The organism is Brevibacterium litoralis (genome assembly GCF_040212315.1).
GTDB classification, from domain to species: Bacteria; Actinomycetota; Actinomycetes; order Actinomycetales; family Brevibacteriaceae; genus Brevibacterium; species Brevibacterium litoralis.
Window position 1 is genome coordinate 22,713 of record NZ_JBDIUY010000025.1, and the last position, 19,545, is coordinate 42,257.

Annotated in this window: 20 protein-coding genes; 14 read left to right on the top strand and 6 right to left on the bottom strand. The window is 69.1% G+C overall.

The annotated features are described in order from the left end of the window. Positions 1 to 67: 67 nt before the first annotated feature. The 8 genes from AAD496_RS09120 (at position 68) to AAD496_RS09155 (ending at position 7,683) form a co-directional block, all read left to right on the top strand. Entirely contained in the window at positions 68 to 790 is a 723-nt protein-coding gene (locus AAD496_RS09120; protein ID WP_433913749.1) for a segregation and condensation protein A, read from the top strand. Then, the gene (gene scpB, locus AAD496_RS09125; RefSeq protein ID WP_349828359.1) at positions 787 to 1,386 is read left to right on the top strand and encodes an SMC-Scp complex subunit ScpB; all 600 of its coding nucleotides are present in this window, start codon (positions 787 to 789) and stop codon (positions 1,384 to 1,386) included. The genes AAD496_RS09120 and scpB overlap by 4 nt, the downstream gene beginning before the upstream one ends. Then, positions 1,373 to 2,212 carry a pseudouridine synthase gene (locus tag AAD496_RS09130; RefSeq protein WP_349828360.1) on the top strand — a complete coding sequence of 280 codons (840 nt, stop codon included), beginning with the start codon at positions 1,373 to 1,375 and terminating at the stop codon, positions 2,210 to 2,212. Before scpB ends, AAD496_RS09130 begins: the two co-directional genes overlap by 14 nt. After that, positions 2,209 to 3,447 (top strand): prephenate dehydrogenase, encoded by a 1,239-nt coding sequence (locus tag AAD496_RS09135; protein WP_349828361.1) that lies wholly within the window; start codon positions 2,209 to 2,211, stop codon positions 3,445 to 3,447. The genes AAD496_RS09130 and AAD496_RS09135 overlap by 4 nt, the downstream gene beginning before the upstream one ends. Next, positions 3,444 to 4,115, top strand: coding sequence for a (d)CMP kinase (cmk, locus tag AAD496_RS09140; protein WP_349828362.1), 672 nt, complete (start codon positions 3,444 to 3,446; stop codon positions 4,113 to 4,115). The genes AAD496_RS09135 and cmk overlap by 4 nt, the downstream gene beginning before the upstream one ends. Beyond that, a complete protein-coding gene (gene der, locus AAD496_RS09145) occupies positions 4,112 to 5,698 on the top strand; it encodes a ribosome biogenesis GTPase Der (protein WP_349828364.1) in 1,587 nt (528 codons plus the stop codon). Before cmk ends, der begins: the two co-directional genes overlap by 4 nt. A 4-nt stretch (positions 5,699 to 5,702) precedes the next feature. Beyond that, positions 5,703 to 6,992: an AI-2E family transporter gene (locus AAD496_RS09150; RefSeq protein ID WP_349828365.1), complete on the top strand. Its 1,290-nt coding sequence runs from the start codon at positions 5,703 to 5,705 to the stop codon at positions 6,990 to 6,992. Between the two features lie 70 nt (positions 6,993 to 7,062). Beyond that, positions 7,063 to 7,683: an L-threonylcarbamoyladenylate synthase gene (locus AAD496_RS09155; protein WP_349828366.1), complete on the top strand. Its 621-nt coding sequence runs from the start codon at positions 7,063 to 7,065 to the stop codon at positions 7,681 to 7,683. Between the two features lie 151 nt (positions 7,684 to 7,834). Here the strand turns inward: AAD496_RS09155 and AAD496_RS09160 are convergent, their stop codons facing one another. The 3 genes from AAD496_RS09160 to AAD496_RS09170 form a co-directional block, all read right to left on the bottom strand. Beyond that, the gene (locus AAD496_RS09160; RefSeq protein WP_349828367.1) at positions 7,835 to 8,155 is read right to left on the bottom strand and encodes a HigA family addiction module antitoxin; all 321 of its coding nucleotides are present in this window, start codon (positions 8,153 to 8,155) and stop codon (positions 7,835 to 7,837) included. Next, on the bottom strand, positions 8,130 to 8,411 hold the full coding sequence (locus AAD496_RS09165; protein WP_349828368.1) for a type II toxin-antitoxin system RelE/ParE family toxin: 282 nt from the start codon (positions 8,409 to 8,411) through the stop codon (positions 8,130 to 8,132). Before AAD496_RS09165 ends, AAD496_RS09160 begins: the two co-directional genes overlap by 26 nt. A gap of 104 nt (positions 8,412 to 8,515) precedes the next feature. Continuing rightward, on the bottom strand, positions 8,516 to 8,728 hold the full coding sequence (locus AAD496_RS09170) for a hypothetical protein (RefSeq protein WP_349828369.1): 213 nt from the start codon (positions 8,726 to 8,728) through the stop codon (positions 8,516 to 8,518). Between the two features lie 207 nt (positions 8,729 to 8,935). On the opposite strand from AAD496_RS09170, the gene AAD496_RS09175 reads away from it, so the two are divergent. Further along, positions 8,936 to 9,943: a restriction endonuclease gene (locus tag AAD496_RS09175; RefSeq protein ID WP_349828370.1), complete on the top strand. Its 1,008-nt coding sequence runs from the start codon at positions 8,936 to 8,938 to the stop codon at positions 9,941 to 9,943. Between the two features lie 76 nt (positions 9,944 to 10,019). Here the strand turns inward: AAD496_RS09175 and AAD496_RS09180 are convergent, their stop codons facing one another. From AAD496_RS09180 to AAD496_RS09190, 3 genes are all read right to left on the bottom strand, one after another. Beyond that, positions 10,020 to 10,610, bottom strand: coding sequence for a DUF8462 domain-containing protein (locus AAD496_RS09180; protein ID WP_349828372.1), 591 nt, complete (start codon positions 10,608 to 10,610; stop codon positions 10,020 to 10,022). 710 nt (positions 10,611 to 11,320) lie between these two features. Then, entirely contained in the window at positions 11,321 to 12,922 is a 1,602-nt protein-coding gene (locus AAD496_RS09185) for a carboxylesterase/lipase family protein (RefSeq protein WP_349828373.1), read from the bottom strand. A gap of 104 nt (positions 12,923 to 13,026) precedes the next feature. Continuing rightward, positions 13,027 to 13,860, bottom strand: coding sequence for a TetR/AcrR family transcriptional regulator (locus AAD496_RS09190; protein ID WP_349828374.1), 834 nt, complete (start codon positions 13,858 to 13,860; stop codon positions 13,027 to 13,029). Between the two features lie 235 nt (positions 13,861 to 14,095). Between AAD496_RS09190 and AAD496_RS09195 the strand changes: the two genes are divergently transcribed. The 5 genes from AAD496_RS09195 to AAD496_RS09215 all read left to right on the top strand — a co-directional run bounded on the left by AAD496_RS09195 (position 14,096) and on the right by AAD496_RS09215 (position 19,466). Continuing rightward, a complete protein-coding gene (locus AAD496_RS09195) occupies positions 14,096 to 14,899 on the top strand; it encodes an SDR family NAD(P)-dependent oxidoreductase (RefSeq protein ID WP_349828375.1) in 804 nt (267 codons plus the stop codon). A gap of 2 nt (positions 14,900 to 14,901) precedes the next feature. Then, entirely contained in the window at positions 14,902 to 16,110 is a 1,209-nt protein-coding gene (locus AAD496_RS09200) for an acyl-CoA dehydrogenase family protein (RefSeq protein WP_349828377.1), read from the top strand. A 166-nt stretch (positions 16,111 to 16,276) separates the two neighbouring features. Next, the gene (gene fabG, locus AAD496_RS09205; RefSeq protein WP_349828378.1) at positions 16,277 to 17,029 is read left to right on the top strand and encodes a 3-oxoacyl-ACP reductase FabG; all 753 of its coding nucleotides are present in this window, start codon (positions 16,277 to 16,279) and stop codon (positions 17,027 to 17,029) included. After that, positions 17,029 to 18,228 carry an acyl-CoA dehydrogenase family protein gene (locus AAD496_RS09210; protein WP_349828379.1) on the top strand — a complete coding sequence of 400 codons (1,200 nt, stop codon included), beginning with the start codon at positions 17,029 to 17,031 and terminating at the stop codon, positions 18,226 to 18,228. The genes fabG and AAD496_RS09210 overlap by 1 nt, the downstream gene beginning before the upstream one ends. Then, positions 18,225 to 19,466 (top strand): acyl-CoA dehydrogenase family protein, encoded by a 1,242-nt coding sequence (locus AAD496_RS09215; protein ID WP_349828380.1) that lies wholly within the window; start codon positions 18,225 to 18,227, stop codon positions 19,464 to 19,466. Before AAD496_RS09210 ends, AAD496_RS09215 begins: the two co-directional genes overlap by 4 nt. Positions 19,467 to 19,545: the final 79 nt, after the last annotated feature.

Here is a 19,545-nt window from a genome sequence, read left to right on the forward strand (position 1 = left end):
CTCCGTCGACCTGGAGAACTTCTCCGGTCCCTTCGACCTGCTCCTCGACCTGCTCGCCAAGCGTGAGTTGGAGATCACCGAGGTGGCGCTCGCCGAGGTGACCGACGAGTTCCTGGCCCACGTGGCCCGGATGCGCGCGCAGGCGGGGACCGGTGCCGACGGCTCGACCGGTCTCACCCGGGCCCAGGTCGACGAGCTCACCGAGTTCCTGGTCGTCGCCGCGACCCTTCTCGACCTCAAGACCGCCCGGCTCCTGCCGACGCCCGAGGGTGGTGAGGAGTTCCCGGACCCCGAGCTCCTGGAGGCCCGCGACCTCCTCTTCGCCCGGCTGCTCCAGTACCGCGCGTACAAGCAGGTCTCCGCCTGGTTCGCCGAGCGGATGGACGAGGTGGCCACCCGGGTGCCGCGCGCCGTGCCCCTGGAAGACGACCTGCAGGGCGTCCTGCCCCCGCTTCAGGTGCGCACCGACCCGGCGGGGCTCGCCTCGCTCATGGTCGAGGTCCTCACCCGCGAACCCGAGGTGCCCACCGTCGACCTCACCCACCTCCACGTCGACTCGATCGATCTCGACGCCGAACGGGACCGGGTGCTCGGTGCCCTGCAGGCCGCGGCCGCCCGTGGGGAGACCCGGGTCGGTTTCGAGGCGCTCACGCTCGACGCGGACGGCGTCCTCGTGGTCGTCGCCCGCTTCCTCGCCCTGCTCGAACTCTTCAAGGCCGGGTACTGCCTGCTCCACCAGGACGCCCCGCTCGGTGACCTCTTCGCCGCCCCGCAGGAGCTCGCGGCATGACGGCGGAGGAGGTCTCGCCGGGTCACACGGAACCGCTGGAGGGTGCGGACCTGTTGGCCGCCGTCGAGGCGGTCCTCGCCGTCGCCGACGCCCCGGTCGACCCGGCGCTGCTCGGGACCGTCCTCGGGGTGGGCACCGAGCGGGCGGAGTCGGCCCTGCGGATGCTCGCCGCCGAGTACGACGGGGAGCACGACGGACGCAGGCGCGGCTTCGAGGTGCGGCGCACGGCCGGGGGTTGGCGGCTGTACTCGCGGGCCGAGCACCGGGACGTGGTCCGCGCCTTCGTCACCCAGGGGACGACGACCCGCCTGTCGCAGGCCGCGCTGGAGACCCTGGCCGTCGTCGCCTACCGGCAGCCGGTGACGCGTGCGGCGATCGCGGCGGTCCGTGGGGTCAACGTCGACGGGGTCATGCGGACCCTGTCGGTGCGGGGTCTCGTGGCCGAGGCCGGGACCGAGGAGGCGACGGGTGCCCGCCTGTACGTGACGACCCCCACGTTCCTCGAAGTCATGGGGATCGAGGGTGTCGAGGACCTCCCCGAACTGGCCCCTCACCTGCCTGCCACGTGCGACAATGGACCCCATGAGTTCTCATGATCCGCGTTCCCCCGGCCACCGCTCCAAGCGCCCGACCCGCAAGAAGCGAGCCGCGACGCAGGCGAAGGGCTGGGACGGTTCGCAGCAGGACGTCCACCAGCCGGACGGGGTGCGCCTGCAGAAGGTGCTCGCCGATGCCGGACTGGGCTCGCGCCGCTCCTGCGAACAGCTGATCAAGGACGGCCGCGTCGAGGTCGACGGGGCGATCGTCCTGGAGCTCGGGACCCGCGTGGACGTCGCGAACCAGGAGATCCGGGTCGACGGGATGGTCATCACCGCCCACACGAACAAGATCTACCTCGCCTTCAACAAGCCGACCGGTGTCGTCTCCGCGATGAGCGACCCGGAGGGCCGCAAGAACCTCAGCGACTACCTGCGGGACCGGCCCGAGCGCCTGTTCCACGTGGGCCGTCTCGACTACGACACCGAGGGCCTGCTGCTGCTCACGAACGACGGGGAGATGGCCAACCGGCTCACCCACCCGCGCTACGAGGTGCAGAAGACCTACCTGGCGCAGGTCAAGGGCCAGGTCGCCAAGGGCGTGGGCAACCAGTTGCGCTCCGGCATCGAACTCGACGACGGGCTGGTGACCGTCGACCGCTTCAAGGTCGTCGACTCGACCCCCGGTCGCTCGCTCGTCGAGATCACGCTCCACTCCGGCCGCAACCGCGTGGTCCGGCGCATGATGGACGCCGTGGGCAACCCGGTGCTCCGCCTGGTGCGGACGAAGTTCGGGCCCATCGAACTCGCCGAGGAACGCCAGGGCAAGATCCGTGACCTCCGCCCCGACGAGGTCACCGCACTCATGGAGGCCGTGAAACTGTGACGCACGTCCACATCGTCGGTACCGGCCTGCTCGGTACGTCGCTGGGACTCGCGCTCACCACCCGCTCCACCCCGGACGACCCCTGGACGGTCACGCTCGAGGACGCCTCGCCGACCGCCTGCCGCCTGGCCGCGGACATGGGTGCGGGTCGTGCCCTCGTCCCGGGAGCGGACACCGCTCCCGAGGCGCCCGACCTCGTCGTCGTCTGCGTGCCGCCCGACGTGGCCGGTCCGCAGATCCTGCGGGCCCTGCGCACCTGGCCCGCGGCGACCGTCACCGATGTCGCGAGCGTGAAGTCCGCGGTACTCGCCGCGGTCCGCGCCGGCACCGTCGGGGACGAACTCGACCGGTACATCGGCTCGCACCCGATGGCCGGCCGCGAACGCTCCGGCGCCATCGCCGCGCGGGCCGACCTGTTCACCGCCCGCCCCTGGGTCGTGTGCTCCGACGAGGAGACCCCGGCCGACCGGTTGGCACTCGTCGTGCGCGTCGCCGAGGTCGTGGGCGCCTCGGTCGTCCACCTCGACCCCGACTTCCACGACGCCTCGGTCGCCCGGGTGAGCCACGCGCCGCAGGTCGTCTCCTCGCTCCTGGCCTCGCAGCTGCGCGACATGCCTGTCGAGGGTGTGGCGCTCGCCGGCCAGGGCCTGCGGGACGTCACCCGGATCGCGGCCTCGGACCCGGGTCTGTGGACCCAGATCCTCTCCGGCAACGCCACCGAGGTCCGGCAGGTCCTCGTGGACCTGCGCGGGGAACTCGACGCGGTCATCGGCGCGCTCGGAGCTGCGGCCGGAGAGTCTGCGGCGGGCGCCGGCACGGACGGGACCGGCGTGGCCGGGGAGGTCACGGACGGTGTCCCAGACGGGGCGCCTCGGGAGCGGGGGAGTGCGGGAGCACCCGGTACCGGGCCCGGACCGCTCGCCGTCATCGCCGGGGCCCTGGCCGCCGGCAACGAGGGGCACGACCGGATCCCCGGGAAACACGGTGCCGCCCCGCAGAAGTTCACCGAGGTCACGGTGTACATGGACGACCGGCCGGGGTCCCTGGCGCGGTTGTTCGCGGACATCGACGCGCTCGGGATCAACGTCGAGGACGTGCGGATGGACCACGCGCCCGGGATCATGGTGGGCAGCGTCGACGTCTCGGTCCTGCCCGGGTACGCCCGGGACCTCGTCGAGGGGCTCACCGACCGTGGGTGGTGGCTCCCGGAAGCCGAAATCGGAGGAGAAGAATGACAGTCATCGCGATCGACGGCCCCAGCGGCGTCGGCAAGTCGAGCACGTCCCGTGAGGTCGCCCGGCGTCTGGGCTACGGTTACCTCGACACCGGGGCGATGTACCGGGCGATGGCCTGGCTGTGCCTCAACCGCGGGGTCACCGATCCCGGTGACGTCGTCGAGCAGGTGCGCGGCGCGGAGCTGGAGATCAGCACCGACCCGGACGTCGCCGAGGTCGCGGTCGACGGGATCGACGTGACGGCGGAGATCCGCACGGCGGAGGTCTCCGAGAACGTGCAGGTCGTCTCCTCCGTCCCCGACGCCCGCGAGGAACTCATCGAGATGCAGCGGGAGTTCATCGCCGACACTGCCGCCGCGAAGGGTGGTGTGGTCGTCGAGGGGCGGGACATCACGACGGTCGTCGCCCCCACCGCACCCGTGCGGATCCTCATGACCGCCGACGAGGACGTCCGCATCGCCCGCCGCGCCAAGGAGAACACCGGTGCGGCCGATGAGGCGGCACTCGCCGCCACCCGCGCCCAGGTCGCCGAGCGTGACGCGAAGGACTCCGCGACGACCGCCTTCCTCTCCGCCGCCGACGGCGTGCACACGCTCGACACCACGCACATCGACTTCGAGAGGGCCGTGCAGGCGGTCCTCGACCTCGTGGAGGAACAGAGTTCATGACCGACACACCGAACACCGGCCCCCGCAACGCCCCCGAGGTCGTCGCCCGACGCCGGACGGACGCCTCGGCCGCGGCCGAGGAGGACTTCGTCGGGGTCGCGGACGAGGACCTGGCCGAGCGCGTCGCCGCGATCGACGAGGCCGAAGCCGAACAGCGGGCCGCGGCCCTGCGCTCGGGCCTGGAGGACTACGACCTGGAGGAGGAGGACCTCGGTCTCCTCTCCGCATACGAGGCGGCCGACGGCGCGGAGACCCGGAAGGGCCCGCCGCCCGTGCTCGCGATCGTGGGCCGGCCGAACGTCGGCAAGTCGACGCTCGTCAATCGGATCCTCGGCCGCCGCGAGGCCGTCGTCGAGGACGTCCCCGGCGTCACCCGTGACCGCGTGAGCTATCCGGCCTTCTGGGCCGGGCGTGAGCTCACCCTCGTCGACACCGGCGGCTGGGACATCGACGTGCGCGGCATGGCCAGCCGGATCGCCGACCAGGCGGAGGTGGCGGTGTCGATGGCCGACGCCGTCCTCTTCGTCGTCGACGCGACGACCGGTCCGACCGCCACCGACGAACACGTGGTGCGGATGCTCCGCCGGGCCAAGAAGACCGTGATCCTCGCGGCCAACAAGGTCGACGACGAGCGCGGGGAGATCGCCGCTGCCGAACTGTGGTCACTGGGCCTGGGCGAACCGCACCCCATCTCCGCCATGCACGGACGAGGGGTGGCCGACCTCCTTGACGTCGTCATGGAGAAGCTGCCCCGGGAGTCACTGGTCGGCGGTGCCGTCGAGGAGGGCGGCCCGCGCCGGGTGGCCCTCGTCGGCCGGCCGAACGTGGGCAAGAGTTCGCTGCTCAACCAGCTGGCCGGTCACGAGCGGGTGCTCGTCTCCGACATGGCCGGCACCACGCGGGACCCGGTCGACGAGCTCATCGACCTCGGCGGGCGGCAGTGGCGGTTCGTCGACACCGCGGGGATCCGCAAGCGGCAGCGGCAGTCGAGCGGTGCGGACTTCTACGCCGCCCTGCGGACCCAGACCGCGATCGAGCGGTCCGAGGTCTCGCTCGTGCTCCTGGAGGCCAACGAGAAGCTCAGCGAACAGGACGTCCGGATCCTCAAGACGGTGACGGAGGCCGGCAAGGCACTCGTCCTCGTGTTCAACAAGTGGGACCTGCTCGACGAGGAACGCCGCGAGTTCCTGGAGAAGGAGATCGAACGGGACCTCGCGCATGTCGCCTGGGCCCCGCGCGTCAACCTCTCGGCACGGACCGGCTGGCACAAGGACAGGCTGGTGCGGGCGATGGAGACCTCGCTCGACAGCTGGGACAGCCGGATCCCGACGGGACGCCTCAACGCCTTCCTCGGTGAGCTGGTGGCCGCCAACCCGCACCCGCTGCGCGGTGGCAAGCAGCCGCGGATCCTGTTCGGCACGCAGCCGTCCAGCCGCCCGCCCAAGTTCGTGTTGTTCACCACCGGCTTCCTCGATCCCGGTTACCGTCGGTACATCGCACGCAAGATGCGGGAGGCCTTCGGGTTCGAGGGCACCCCCATCGAGATCAGCATGCGGATCAGGGAGAAGCGCAAGCGGAAGTGAGCGGATGAACGCGCACGAACTCAACCGTCCGACGGGAACCGTGGCCGACCGCTGGCCACGGTTCCTCGTCGTGGTCCTCGGTCTGGCCGGGCTCGCCTTCGCGGTGCAGTTCGTGTCCGGGATCCAGGCGATCATCGCGCCGGTGTTCCTGGCGCTCAACCTCGTGATCGTCGCCTACCCGCTGCAGAAGAGGCTGGTGGCCGTCCGGGTGCCGCGGTTCGTGGCGGCCATGCTCACCGTGGTGATCGTGCTGCTCGTGATCTTCGGGTTCTTCGCCATCACGGTGTGGTGTCTGGCCGAGCTCGTGCTCGTCATGCCCAACTACACCGACGAACTCACGGTGATCTGGAACGACCTGCTCGCCTGGATCGTGTCGTGGGGGATCAGCCCGGACTACATCGCCGACCAGCTGGTGAACTTCGACTTCGCCTCGCTCACCGGGGTCGCGACCTCCGTGCTGAGCAATGCGAGCTCGGTGCTCGGCCTCATCACGCTCGCCGCGATGGCGGTGTTCTTCATCGCGATCGACTCGATGTCCTTCACCCGCCGCGTGGCCCTCACCCGGGTCGTCCGCCCGGAGTTCTCCGCGGCGATGCTCGACTTCGCGGACGGGGTCCGCCGGTACTGGGTCGTCGCCACGGTGTTCGGCCTCATCGTCGCCGCTCTCGACGTCCTGGCGCTCATGATCATCGGGGTGCCACTGCTGTGGGTGTGGGGCGTGCTCGCGTTCCTCACCAACTACATCCCGAACATCGGGTTCATCATCGGACTCGTGCCGCCGGCGCTCATCGCGCTCATCGACGGCGGTTGGTGGGACGCCATGTGGGTGGTCATCGCCTACTGCGTCCTCAACTTCGTCATCCAGTCGATCATCCAGCCCAAGTTCACCGGCGAGTCCGTGGGTGTCACGCCCTTCATGTCCTTCCTCTCGCTGTTCTTCTGGACCTGGGTGCTCGGCCCGCTCGGCGCGCTCCTGGCGCTGCCCTCGACCCTGCTCGTCAAGGCCTTCCTGGTCGATGCCGATCCCCGGGCCCGCTGGGTCAACAACCTCATCGCCTCGGATCTCTCGACGGGTTCGTGGATCCCCGTCCGGAGTTCCGCGGGCATCCCGGACGAGCTGGAGGACACGGCCCACCCGCGGAGGTCCGTCCTCGATGTGGAGGAGGATGCCGCGGGGGACGGTGCTGTCGAGGACGGTGCTGTGGAGGACGCGCAGGCCGGTGCGGACGCGCAGGCCGACGTGAAGGACGGTGCCGATGGGACGGACGGGGCGCCTCGGGAGCGGGAGAACTGATCGCCTGACGTCGGTGTTCATCCGCGGTTCACTCTTGTGTCGGGGGTGGGGAGGCTGGTTAGAGTGAGCCATGGCTGAAACACTCGCGATCCACCCCGACAACCCGCAGCCCCGACTCATCAGGAAGGTCGCCGAGGCGATGGCCGACGGAGGCCTCGTCGCCTATCCGACGGACTCCTGTTACGCCCTCGGGTGTTCCTTGGACAACAAGGCGGGAATCGAGCGGATCATCCGGATCCGGGACCTGGACTCCAAGCACCACTTCACCCTCATGTGCCACGACTTCTCGCAGTTGGGGCAATTCGTCATCGTCGACAATCACGCGTTCCGCACCATCAAGTCACTCACCCCGGGCCCCTACACCTTCATCATGAAGGCGACGAAGGACGTCCCCCGGCGGATGATGCACCCCAAGAAGCACTCCGTCGGCGCCCGGATCCCGCAGAACGAGACCGCGCTCGCGCTCGTCCAGGAGGTGGGGGAGCCGATCCTGTCGTCCACCCTCCTGCTGCCGGGTGACGAGGACCCGCTCACCTCGGCCGAGGACGTGCGGGCGGCGATCGGCAACGAGGTGGACGTCATCGTCGACTCCGGTGTGCCCGGCGTCGTGCCCACCTCCGTCATCGACTACACCGGCGGCGCCCCCGTGGTCGCCCGCGTCGGAGCCGGGGACGTGTCCCGCTTCGAGTGAGGGGCCCGCGTGAGGGCGTGGCCGGACGGTTCTGTCGGCACGTCCGAAAATTGAGATGTCGGTTTCCTTGTGAGATGTCGTGTTCGAACACTGCATCTCACAAGGACAGCGACATCTCACATCCGTCGGGGAACGTGGGCTCGCTACCGGCTCAGGCGACCTGCAACGGAGTGATCGTGTCGACCGTGTCCCGGAGGGCCCGTCGCTGCATCCGCAGTTCGTAGTGGGACTGCAGATTCATCCAGAACTCCTCGGACGTCCCGAAGTAGCGGGCCAGCCGGATCGCGGTGTCCGCGGTGATGCCCCGCTTGCCGTGCACGATCTCGTTGATCCGGCGCGGCGGTACCCCGATCGACAGGGCGAGCTTGTTCTGTGTGATTCCGAAACCTTCGATGAAGTCCTCCATCAGGATCTCTCCCGGATGGATCGGATCGATCAGGCTTCCCTCAGTGGTAGTCGACGAGTTCGACATCCTCCGCACCCCCTTCTCTCCAGACGAAGCAGATGCGCCACTGCGCGTTCACCCGGATGCCGTGTTGACCGCGACGATCGCCGACCAGACGTTCCAACCGATTGCCAGGTGGTACCCGGAGGTCGTCGACATCCTTGGCCGCGTGGATCATCTCGAGCTTTCGCAACGTCGACCGTTGGATCGCGGGATCGACTCGCTTGACGTACTGCTCATTCCAGATGCGCTCGGTGTCCTTGGAGCCGAACGATCTGATCACACGGCCAGGATAAGCCCGTTTAACGGAAGTCGTCAATAACGATTTCCGTTAAGCAATGCCGCGGCGAGTCCGAGAGACGAACGGGTCAGCCGGGGAGAACGATCTCAGTCGTGTTGGGCTCGGAGCTCACGGGTCCGGCGGTCCTTGCCCGTGAGGATCACGCAGATCCCGTCCACGGAGACGACGAGGACCCCGAGGCCGCACAGGAGGGTGAGCGGAGTCAGCAATTCGGTGAGCGCCATCCCGCTGATCGACCCGAGGCAGAACACCCCGGCGACGATGAAGCACCAGAGTCCGAACTTCGTGAATCCGGTCATGACCGGTCCTCCTGCACGGACGTCATCTTCGGCACCGACGCTACACCCGGGTATTACGCTCGGTCACTCGCAGTGGACAGTTCCAGGTACTCGTACAGAGGCGACTACCCATATAGTGCGAAGCATGCAGCGAACGGCGAAAGCGTCCCGGAGAGGTTCCACGCCGCCAGTCGGCCTTCGCCTCCATGTATTAGGAGGAGCGAACTGATGCCGATCCCGGCGTGGCACGAAATGATGCGACTCGTTCTGAAAGTACTCTCCGACGGACAGGTGCAGAGAGTCAAAGAGATCCGCGACCAGGTTGCAGTTCTCGCTGATCTCACCGACGAGGAACTTTTGGAGCTCACACCCTCCGGAAACATCACGACCGTGGCGAGCCGCGTGGGGTGGGCGTGTTCCTATCTCAACCGTGTGGATGCGTTGAACCGCCCGCGTCGTTCCCATTACGAGATCACTGAGATCGGACGGAAGCTTCTCGCGGAGCACCCTGACGGAATCACGGAGACCGATCTCCGCGCCATCGCGAAGCCCGGCGACGAGTGGTGGCTGAAGAAGGCCAGGAAGCTCCGGGGTGAAGCGGATACCGCGGGACTGGGACAGAGCGATCTATCCGTTCCGAGTGAGTCCGTGGACGAGAGGCTGGACATCGGGAACGAATCTCCAGCGGAGGGCGTGTCCGATGAAGTCGACGTTCTCACCCCGGAAGAGCAGATCGGCGAAGGTGTTGAGCGGATCCACACCCAGGTTGCGGCCGAACTCCTCAGTCGGCTCCATGCCAACGATCCCTCGTTCTTCGAGGACGCGGTCGTCAAACTCCTGGTCGCCATGGGTTACGGCGGCGCCGACGGCACGGCGACGGTGACCCGGGCGTCGAACGACGAAGGCATCGACGGGATCATCGACCAGGATGCTCTCGGGCTGAACCGGGTCTATGTGCAGGCCAAGCGCTACCGTCCGGATCGCACCGTGCAGCGTCCAGAGATCCAGGCATTCGTCGGCGCGCTGCTCGGCCAGCAGGCGGACGGCGGTGTGTTCGTCACGAGTGGGACGTTCACCTCGGGTGCGAAGCAGTACGCACAACAGGTCCAGCAGCGCATCATCCTCGTCGACGGGCCTCGGATGGCCGACCTCATGATCCGCTACGGCATCGGTGTCCAGGTCAAGCAGACCTTCCAGGTCGTCACGGTCGACGAGGACTTCTTCGACGACGTGTGATTCCACGACGTCGAACAGAGATGGGGGCCTGGACCCCGACCACCCGATCGCGCAGTCCGCGATTCCCCTCGATGAACTATCCCTCCGTCGGCTGTGACCTCTCCAGTTCCTCGAAGAGGGGGTCCGCGGGGTTCTCCAGGAGTTCGTCCAGGTGGGTGAGGAGGAACTCCCGGAGGAAGGGGGCCGTCGGCACCGCCAGACCGTGGCCGGCGGCGCGGAGCAGACCGAGTGTCATGAGCTCCTTCCGGTACTTGCCGATCCACGGTCCTGACTCACCCGTGCGTCGGGCGAGGTCCGCGGACCTGGACGGGCCGTTGTCGAATGCGGTGGCGGCGAGCACCCGCGTCTGCGGCAATGACAGGTCGCGGACCGAGAACCAGTGGAGAGTTCGGCCCAGTCGGCGCCGCGCCTCGACGATTCCCTGTTCCACGTCCGCGATACCGATCGTCTCGGAGTCCAGTGCTGCGTGACGCCAGGCATGATGGCCGACGAGTTGCATCACGTACGGGTAGCCCTCACTGGCCTCGGTGACGAGATCCAGTGCCTCCTCGGTGAACGTGCGTCCGCCGTCCCGTGCCGTCCGGTCGACCGCACGACGCGTCTGTGCGCGGGTGGCGGTGTGCAGATCGATCCGTTCCGCTCGGACGATGAATGTGAGCCCCGGCATCCGGGAGATCGCATCGAGATCCGACGGCAGCCCGCGAATACGACCATCACCTGGCGACCCTCCCTGCGCAGGTGCTGCACGGTCTGGGTGAGATGTTCGAGCGCGGGGACTCCGGGCCGGACCTCGTCGACGGTGAGGATGACACCTGTACCGCGTTCCTCGGTCTCGCGGATCAGCCCTTCCAGACGTACGCGCCACCCGGGCTTCTGTACGGAAGTCACCGAGGTCGTCAAGAATCCCGCGGCTGCGGCCCCCGTGATCTGCCGGCGGGACGGTGCGTCGATGAGATGGGCTGCATCCCGTTGGAGGAGATCGATGACCTCGTCCTCCATGGACGGACCCGTGGTCACTCCGATCGGGATCCAGCCCTCTTCGAGTGCGACGGAATGCGCGGCCTGGAGGAAAGCCGTCTTGCCGATCCCACGCAGACCTGTGACGGTGACGGCGCGGAGCGGACTACCGGGTCCGTCCCTCAGATCGTCGCGGATGTCGGCTAGTGCCTCGTCGCGTCCCGCCATCTCTGCTGGGAGCAGCCCGAAACCCGGATGGAAGGGGTTGGGTCCGATCTCCATGATGGCCTCCGCAGATGGTGCGCCGGTCAAGTCGGTGAATATTCACCATATTTACTCGCTGTCGGCGGCAATTGGAGAGTGGAGGGTACAGCGGAAGACAGGGCGCCTCGGGAGCAGGGTGGTGAGGGATACCGACCCTCAGCGCACGCCGTCCCAGAGGGTGCGCAGGCGGGCGTGCGGGTCCTCGACCGGGGTGGTCGTGTCGGTGAGCAGGGCCGTCGTCCGGGTGGCGGGGGAGTAGGGCTCCCAGCCGGGCTCGCCGGTGGTGATGAACCGGACCCAGATGTCGTGGGTGTTGTCGGCCACCGCGTCCGAGGGGTCCGCGCCCAGGAACGCCTCGGTGCCGGGGCGCCGGTGTGTCTTGAACACGAAGGGGATCTCGACGGCGTGGGCGGCCCCGAACCCGTTGTTCTCCGCCGGGTCCGGCACGTCGAACCGGTAGTGCCAGGAGGTGGCGCCGGCCCGGTGGCGGGCCTCGGACATGCGGACCGCCGGCAGCGTGAAGAACCAGTCGCCGACGATCTGCGCGTAGACGTCACCGGGCGTGCCCTCCGGGAAGGTCTCCCGGTAGGCCTGCACACCGGCCGGCCCCAGCCCGAACTTGGCGGACCCGGGCTCCACGTGCTCGTCGCGGATGTGCTCGATCATGCCCGGCGCCACCATGAAGAACCGGTACTCCTGGAGGTTGTAGCCACTGAGGACGGGCACCTCGGCGGACGCGCCCGCCGCATAGGCGTCGAGCGGGTGCGAGGGCACCACGGTCCCGTCGACCACCGGGGCGAACGGCATGCTCCCGAGTCCCAACTTGCCCCACACCCCCGGGTCCTGTTCCCCGCGGATCTCCAGCACGGTCCTCCCCGTCGCCACAACGGCGTCCGCGACCTCGGAGCCCGCGATCGCCGGCTGGGTGAAGTCGGTGCCCAGGTGCCGGGCGAAGAGTTCCCCGGCCTTGAGTGCCTCGGCGGGGTCGAGGGTGTGGGAGGCCGCGCCGGACTCCGTGATCGCCTGGGCGAACAGGCCCTGCGCCGAGGGCATGGCGAGCAGTGTCGCCACACTCATGGCGCCGGCCGACTCGCCGCCGATCGTCACCCGCTCCGGGTCGCCGCCGAAGGCCGCGATGTTCTCCTGCACCCAGCGCAGCGCCGCCACCTGGTCCTGGAGTCCCAGGTTTGCCGAGCCGTGCGCGGCTGCGTCCGGCGTGTACAGGAATCCTTCGGACCCCAGCCGGTAATTGAGCGTCACCGTGACGACGCCGTCCCGGGCGAAGGCCGTCCCGTCGTAGGTGGGGATCGCCCCGGAGCCGTTGAGGAACGCCCCGCCGTGGATCCACACGAAGACCGGGAGCGCCGCCCCCGCACCCGAGGCGCCCGCCCCGTCTCCCTCACCCGATCCCTGCACGGCCCCCGCAGGCGCCCACACATTGAGGTTGAGGCACTCGGTCCCGGGGATCTCGACCTCCCGGAGGATGCGCTGGAACGCCTCGTCGTAGCCGATCTTCGGGACGGTGGGGCCGTACTCGAATGCCTCCCGGACGCCCTCCCAGGGTTCGACGGGGGCCGGGGGCAGCAGGCGGTGCGGGCCGAAGGGCGGGGCCGCGTAGGGGATCCCGAGGAACCGGGCCACGTCGTCGTCCCCGGTCCGGCCGCGGATCGTCCCGCCGGTCACGGCCAGGTCGAGCGTGGGCTGATCGAGCACGGTCGGGGCTGGGGTCTGGCCATGGGCCTGGTCTCCACCGGTCATCCGGTTCTCTCCTTCTTTCCCGCGCACACCTCGTCGTGCGCGCGTCCTGTGCGTGACTCTCGCCGTGCCCGCCGGAAACTGTCAAGGGTCTCGGCGCGGCTCCTTCACGACTCCTTGAGCCTGATCGCGTTCGACCAGATCCGGGTGAGGCCCTGGGCCATCTCCTCCATGCCCTCCTCGCCGAAGAAGCGGGACTCCTCCGGACCCTTGTCCACGAACTCCGCATAACACAGGCGGGAGACCATCGAGGACAGGGCCTGCGCGGTGAGCCGGGCGTCGAGCAGGGGATCGGCGAGGCCGGCGGCCTGGAGCCGCTGGATCGCCCGCGTATTGCGCTCGACGAACCTCTCGGCCCGCGACATCCGCAGTTCCTGCAGCCCGGGGTCCGCGTGCGAGACCTGCTCCAACAGGTGCATGAGGTCGCGGTCGCGGGCGTAGGCCCGGACGTACCGCCGGTTGCCGTGGAGGATCCGCGCCCGGGCGGCACCGGCGTCCACGGGCCGGAAGCCCCCGCCGGCCGGCCGGACGACGGGCCGGGCGTCCCGCGGGTCACCGGTGTCCGACTCCGGGGGCCTGCGGCCGTCGGGTCCGAGCACGTCCTCCGTGGTCCGGCCGATCACCGCCTGCAGCAGGTCCGACCGGTCGCGGAAGTACCGGTAGAGCGTCCCGGTGGAGCATCCGGCGGTCGCGGTCACGTCCGAGAGGCGGCTGTCGAAGTAGCCATTCTCGGTGAACACCTTCCGTGCCGCACGGATGATCTGGTCGCGGGTGCGCCGACCTTTGACACCCAGCTGGCTCTCGTCGCCCGGGCGGTTCTCGTCATCGGCAGACGCGGTGTCCGGGTCGGACGTGGTCGCGTCCAGCACGGCCGGATCCAACGCGTCAGGGTCCATCGTGGCCGTGTCCATCGAGTTCTGGGGAGTGGTCCGGGGGTTCATGGGATCTCGCCTTCCGGGAATCCGAGGTGACGTCTTCGTCGACTCTGTGGCTTCTTGGTCGCGGAACAGGCCCCGCGTACCGTGCACGCTGTTGCTGTGGAACACTACCCCCGCCACTAATGAATCCGCGAACGTTCGTTCGGCGCGACTTGAAATCGGGTCACCGGAGCGGCAAGATGTGACCTGTCCGACGGCAACGACGCCCCGGACTCCCGACACTTCGAGGAGATCCCCCATGCAGATCACCCCGTCCTCCGTCGCGATCGTGACGGGAGGAGCGAGTGGGATCGGGCGCGCGATCGCCCGCGCGTTCGTCGCCGCCGGTGGCCAGGTGCTCATCGCGGACCTGTCGCCGGACGTCCACACGGTCGCCGCGGACATCGGTACTGCCTCCTGGGAGGGTGACTGCTCGTCGCTCTCCGGCATCGAGGAGATGGTCGCGAAGGCCGAGGCGGACCTCGGGCCGGTCGACTTCTTCTTCGCCAACGCCGGCATCGTCGGTCCTCCTGGACTGGGTGAGGACGAGGACGCGTGGGACGCCGTCATCGACATCAACACCCGCCAGCACGTGCGGGCGGCCAAGGTCATGGTGCCCAAGTGGCAGGAGCGCGGCGGCGGCTACTTCGTGTCGACCGCCTCGGCCGCGGGCCTGCTCACCCAGCTCGGCCAGCTGTCCTACTCCGTCACCAAGCACGCGACCGTCGGGTTCGCCGAGTGGCTGAACATCGCCTACGGCGACGAGGGCATCCGCTGCTCCGTGCTGTGCCCGCAGGGTGTCAACACGCCCCTGCTGAACGGTGGCGCGACCGCCGACTCCGACAAGGACCGGCAGGCGAACCAGGCCGTCACCACGGCCGGCCGGGTGCTGGAGCCCGAGGAGGTCGCGCAGGCGGTCCTCGATGCCATCGAGGCGGAGACCTTCCTGATCCTGCCCCACCCCGAGGTCCTCGACATGTACCGCATGAAGGGCTCGGACTACGACCGTTGGCTGCGTGGGATGCGCCGCTACCAGAAGAAGCTCGCAGAAGGGAACGACTGAGCATGTTGGAGACCACCGAGCGCGGCCGGGAGTACTACGACCGGGTCAAAGCTTTCATGGACGAGTTCGTCTACCCGAACGAACCCGTCTACGAGGAGCAGATGATCGCGGCGGGCAACCCGCACGCGCAGCCGCAGATCCTCGAGGACCTCAAGGCCAAGGCCAAGGAGGCCGGCTTGTGGAACCTCTTCCACCCGCACCCCGAGTGGGGCCCGGGCCTCACCAACCTGGAGTACGCACCGCTCGCCGAGCTCATGGGCCGCTCCCCGCGTCTGGGCCCGGAGACCTTCAACTGCAACGCCCCGGACACGGGCAACATGGAGGTCTTCACCCTCTTCGGCACCGAGAAGCACAAGGAGAAGTACCTGGGTCCGCTCCTCGACGGGACCATGGCCTCGGGCTTCGCGATGACGGAGCCCGCCGTCGCGAGTGCGGACGCGACGAACATCGAACTGTCGATGAAGCGTGACGGCGACGGCTACCGCCTCAACGGCCGCAAGTGGTTCACCTCGAACGGCATGCACCCGCTCCTCGGCGTCCTCATCGTCATGGGCAAGACCGACCCGGACGCGGAGCCCCACCTCCAGCAGTCGATGATGGTCGTCGAGCCGGACCAGGAGGGTGTCACCATCCTCCGCAACCTCCCCGTCTTCGGTTACGAGGACCGCGAGGGCCACGCGGAGGTCGTCTTCGACAACGTCTACGTCCCCGCCGAGGACGTCCTCAAGGGCGAGGGCGAGGGCTTCGCGATCTCCCAGGCACGTCTGGGGCCGGGCCGCATCCACCACTGCATGCGCGCCATCGGCATGGCCGAGCGTGCCCTCGAGCTGATGTGCCGCCGCGCGGAGTCCCGCGTGCTGTTCGGCAGCAAGCTCTCGGAGAAGGCGAACATCCAGGACTGGATCGCCGAGTCCCGCACCGAGATCGACATGGCCCGCCTGCTCACCATGCACGCGGCCGACCAGATGGACAAGGTGGGCAACAAGGAGGCGCGCACCCTCATCTCCGAGATCAAGATCGCCGCCCCGCAAGTGGCGCTCAAGGTCATCGACCGCGCCATCCAGGCCCACGGCGGTGGCGGCGTCACCGGCGACTTCCCGCTCGCGGAGATGTACGCCCACGCCCGCACCCTGCGGATCGTCGACGGCCCGGACGAGGTCCACAAGCGTGGCATCGCCCGTGCGGAGCTCAAGCAGTACCGCAGCCGCTGAGGCACCCCGCACCTCCGCCGCCGAGGTGCCCTGACCTCGAGCAGGACAGGGCACCTCGGCAGTACCCCGCACACCCCCACAGCCTGAACGAGCGTCCGGCCACCGCCTAGAGTGGTGGCCGGACGTCTCGTCCACCATTCGAAACCTTAAGGAGTTAGGAACCCACATGACCCAGCGTGTCGCCATCATCACCGGCGGAGCCCGCGGCATCGGTGCCGCCATCGCCAAGAAGTTCGCCGCCGACGGCATGAAGGTCGCCGTCATGGACCTCGCGAAGACGGCCTGCGAACCAGTAGTCGAGGAGATCACCGCCGCCGGCGGCGAGGCGATCGCCCTCGGTGCCGACGTCACCGACGAGGCCAGCGCACAGGCCGCCGTCGAGGAGGTCGCGAAGACCCTCGGCCCGCCGACCGTGCTCGTCAACAACGCCGGCATCATCAAGGACAACATGCTGTTCAAGATGAGCCTGAAGGAGTTCCAGGCCGTCCTCGCCGTGCACCTCGACGGCAACTTCATCATGACCCAGGCCTGCCAGAAGTACATGGTCGAGGAGAAGTTCGGGCGCATCATCTCGATGTCCTCGACCTCGGCCCTGGGCAACCGCGGCCAGGCCAACTACTCCGCCGCCAAGGCCGGGATCCAGGGCATCACGAAGACCTACGCCTTCGAGCTCGGCAAGTTCGGCGTCACCTCGAACGCGATCGCCCCCGGCTTCATCGAGACGGACATGACCAAGGCGACCGCCGAGCGGATCGGCGTCTCCTTCGAGGAGTTCACCGCCGGTGCCGCCAAGCAGATCCCGGTCGCCCGCACGGGCAAGCCCGAGGACATCGCCAACACCGCCGCGTTCCTCGCGTCGGAGGGTGCCGGGTTCGTGTCCGGCCAGGTGATCTACGTGGCAGGAGGCCCGAAGAACTGATGACCACCACCGACCAGTCGGTCTCCACGGAGGAGACCACCGCGATCAGCGAGGCCGTGGCGGCCGCCGTGGCGGCCACGACCGACGACATGACGGAACAGGAGAAGTTCGGGGTCCTCTACGACCACGGACTTGCCTGGGTGGACTTCCCCGTGGGGACCGGCGGTCTGGGTGTGTCCCGGTCGCTGCGTGACCACGCCGCCGCGGCCGCGGCCGAGGCGGGGCTCGTCGCCCCCGCCCGCGGCCGGAACACGATCGGGTTCGGCATGGCCGCGCCCACGATCGTCACCTACGGCACCGAGGAACAGAAGAAGATCCTGCGCGACATCTACACGTGCGAGACGATCTTCTGCCAGCTCTTCTCCGAGCCGGGTGCCGGTTCCGACCTCGCCGCCGTCGCCACGCGCGCCGTCGACGAGGGCGACCACTACCGGGTCAACGGCCAGAAGGTGTGGACCTCCTCCGCACACAACGCCGACATGGCGATCCTCGTCGCCCGCACCGACCCATCGGTTCCCAAGCACAAGGGTCTCAGCTACTTCCTCCTCGACATGCACGCGGACGGCGTCGAGACCCGCGGCCTGCGCCAGATCACCGGTGAAGCCGAGTTCAACGAGGTCTTCCTCACCGATGTGAAGATGCCCAAGGAGGCGCTCCTCGGCGAGCTCGGCCAGGGGTGGAAGGTCGCGAACACCACGCTCAACAACGAGCGCGTGAGCATCGGTGCCGGCGCTCCGCGTGAGGGCGGGATGATGGGCGTCGTGGCCGATACCTGGCGCGCGGACGCCGCCCACCGCACGCCGGAACTCCAGTCCGAGGTCCTGCGCCTGTGGGTCGAGACCGAGGTCGCCCGCATGACGAACGAGCGTCTGGCCCAGCGCCTGGCCGCCGGCCAGCCCGGCCCCGAGGGTGCCGGCGCCAAGCTCTCCTTCGCCCGGAACAACCAGGAACTCACCCGCCTCGACATGAAGCTGCGGGGCACCGACGGTCTGCGCTACGACGTCTACGAGTTCCGCCGGCCCAAGGAGTACTCGATGACCGGTCGTCAGGCCGGTTACCGCTATCTCCGCGCCAAGGGCAACTCGATCGAGGGCGGCACCAGCGAGATCATCCGCAACATCATCTCCGAACGCGTCCTCGGCCTGCCCGGTGAGCACCGGGTGGACAAGGACCTCCCCTTCAAGGACCTGCCGAAATGACATCCACCGCCACGCACACGCTGCCCCCGGCACTGGCCTCGGCGCCCGTGCCCCCGCTGCTGCCCACCGAGGTCGAGTCCGACCTGCGCGAGGCGGTCCGCGGCTTCCTGGCCGACCGCGCCGACTTCGACACCGTCGCCGCCGCCTACGAGGAGGACCCGGCCACCGGTTCCGCGACCCGGGACGCCGTCGACGCCGGCCTGGCCGGTGAACTCGGTCTTTTCGGCCTCCTCGTCCCCGAGGACCTCGGGGGCGCCGGCGCCGGCATCGCCGAGGCCGCCGTCGTCGCCGAGGAGATCGGCCGCGCGGCAGCCCCCTCGCGGTTCCTGTCCTCTGCCGTCCTCGCCGCCACCCTGCTGGTGCGCTCCGGGGCCGCCGAGCAGGAGCCGGGCGCCGGTGTGGTCACCGGTCTCGTCGAGGGCTCCGCCCTCCCGGTCCTCGCGTACACCGCCGACCGTGACGAGCTCCACGCCGAGGTGTCCGTCTCCGGTTCCGCAGGTCTGCCGGAGCCCGGTGCCGAGGTGTCCCTCACCGGTGCCGTCCCCGCCGTCGCCGAGGCGGTCGGGGCCTCCTCCCTGCTCGTCGTCACCGGTGCGGGACAGGACACCCTCGTCCTGTCCGTGCCGACGGACGCCACCGGGGTCACGGTCTCAGGGTTCCTCACCTTCGACATGACCCGGCCACTGGCCGATGTCGAGTTCACGGGCGCCTCGGCGACGGTGCTCGCCGCGGGCCCCCGGGCCGCCCGCGCCGTGGGGGAGGCCCTGCTCGTGGGGCGGACCCTGCTCGCCGTCGAGCAGTACGGGGTCGCCCAGCGCGCCTTCGACATCACCCTGGAGTACGTCAAGGGGCGGCGGCAGTTCGGCCGGACGCTCGGGTCCTACCAGGCGCTCAAGCACCGCCTGGCGGACCTGTGGCTGGCCGTCGAGCAGGCCGGCGCGGCCACGACCTACGCGGCGCGCCAGGTGGGCACCCACCTGGAGGCGACCGCGGACGGTTCCGCGGGGACCGACACGCTCGCCGAGGCGGAGCTCACCGCGCTCGTCGCGGCAGCCTATGCCGGTGAGGTCGCCGTCGACGCGACCGAGGAGGGCGTGCAGATGCACGGGGGCAACGGCATGACCTGGGAGTACCCCCTGCACCTGCTGCTCAAGCGCGCCAAGCAGGACGAGCAGCTGCTCGGGCTGCCCGAGCAGGCCCGGCGCGACATCGCACCGCTGGTGGGCCTCGGGGTCTGAGGATCCGCTCCACGTCCCACGGGACGAGCACCATGACGTCCTCCACCCGTCAGCCCTGACGGTAGAGTGACAGTGACAC

Excerpts from the sequence above, each read along its gene's own strand:
- cmk (WP_349828362.1), top strand. The coding sequence starts at position 3,444 with ATGACAGTCATCGCGATCGACGGCCCCAGCGGCGTCGGCAAGTCGAGC.
- AAD496_RS09175 (WP_349828370.1), top strand. The coding sequence starts at position 8,936 with ATGCCGATCCCGGCGTGGCACGAAATGATGCGACTCGTTCTGAAAGTA.
- AAD496_RS09195 (WP_349828375.1), top strand. The coding sequence starts at position 14,096 with ATGCAGATCACCCCGTCCTCCGTCGCGATCGTGACGGGAGGAGCGAGT.
- AAD496_RS09215 (WP_349828380.1), top strand. The coding sequence starts at position 18,225 with ATGACATCCACCGCCACGCACACGCTGCCCCCGGCACTGGCCTCGGCG.
- AAD496_RS09170 (WP_349828369.1), bottom strand. The coding sequence starts at position 8,728 with ATGACCGGATTCACGAAGTTCGGACTCTGGTGCTTCATCGTCGCCGGG.
- scpB (WP_349828359.1), top strand. The coding sequence starts at position 787 with ATGACGGCGGAGGAGGTCTCGCCGGGTCACACGGAACCGCTGGAGGGT.
- AAD496_RS09190 (WP_349828374.1), bottom strand. The coding sequence starts at position 13,860 with ATGAACCCCCGGACCACTCCCCAGAACTCGATGGACACGGCCACGATG.
- AAD496_RS09180 (WP_349828372.1), bottom strand. The coding sequence starts at position 10,610 with ATGCCGGGGCTCACATTCATCGTCCGAGCGGAACGGATCGATCTGCAC.
- AAD496_RS09155 (WP_349828366.1), top strand. The coding sequence starts at position 7,063 with ATGGCTGAAACACTCGCGATCCACCCCGACAACCCGCAGCCCCGACTC.
- AAD496_RS09160 (WP_349828367.1), bottom strand. The coding sequence starts at position 8,155 with ATGTCGAACTCGTCGACTACCACTGAGGGAAGCCTGATCGATCCGATC.
- AAD496_RS09130 (WP_349828360.1), top strand. The coding sequence starts at position 1,373 with ATGAGTTCTCATGATCCGCGTTCCCCCGGCCACCGCTCCAAGCGCCCG.
- AAD496_RS09200 (WP_349828377.1), top strand. The coding sequence starts at position 14,902 with ATGTTGGAGACCACCGAGCGCGGCCGGGAGTACTACGACCGGGTCAAA.
- der (WP_349828364.1), top strand. The coding sequence starts at position 4,112 with ATGACCGACACACCGAACACCGGCCCCCGCAACGCCCCCGAGGTCGTC.
- AAD496_RS09185 (WP_349828373.1), bottom strand. The coding sequence starts at position 12,922 with ATGACCGGTGGAGACCAGGCCCATGGCCAGACCCCAGCCCCGACCGTG.
- AAD496_RS09150 (WP_349828365.1), top strand. The coding sequence starts at position 5,703 with ATGAACGCGCACGAACTCAACCGTCCGACGGGAACCGTGGCCGACCGC.
- fabG (WP_349828378.1), top strand. The coding sequence starts at position 16,277 with ATGACCCAGCGTGTCGCCATCATCACCGGCGGAGCCCGCGGCATCGGT.
- AAD496_RS09210 (WP_349828379.1), top strand. The coding sequence starts at position 17,029 with ATGACCACCACCGACCAGTCGGTCTCCACGGAGGAGACCACCGCGATC.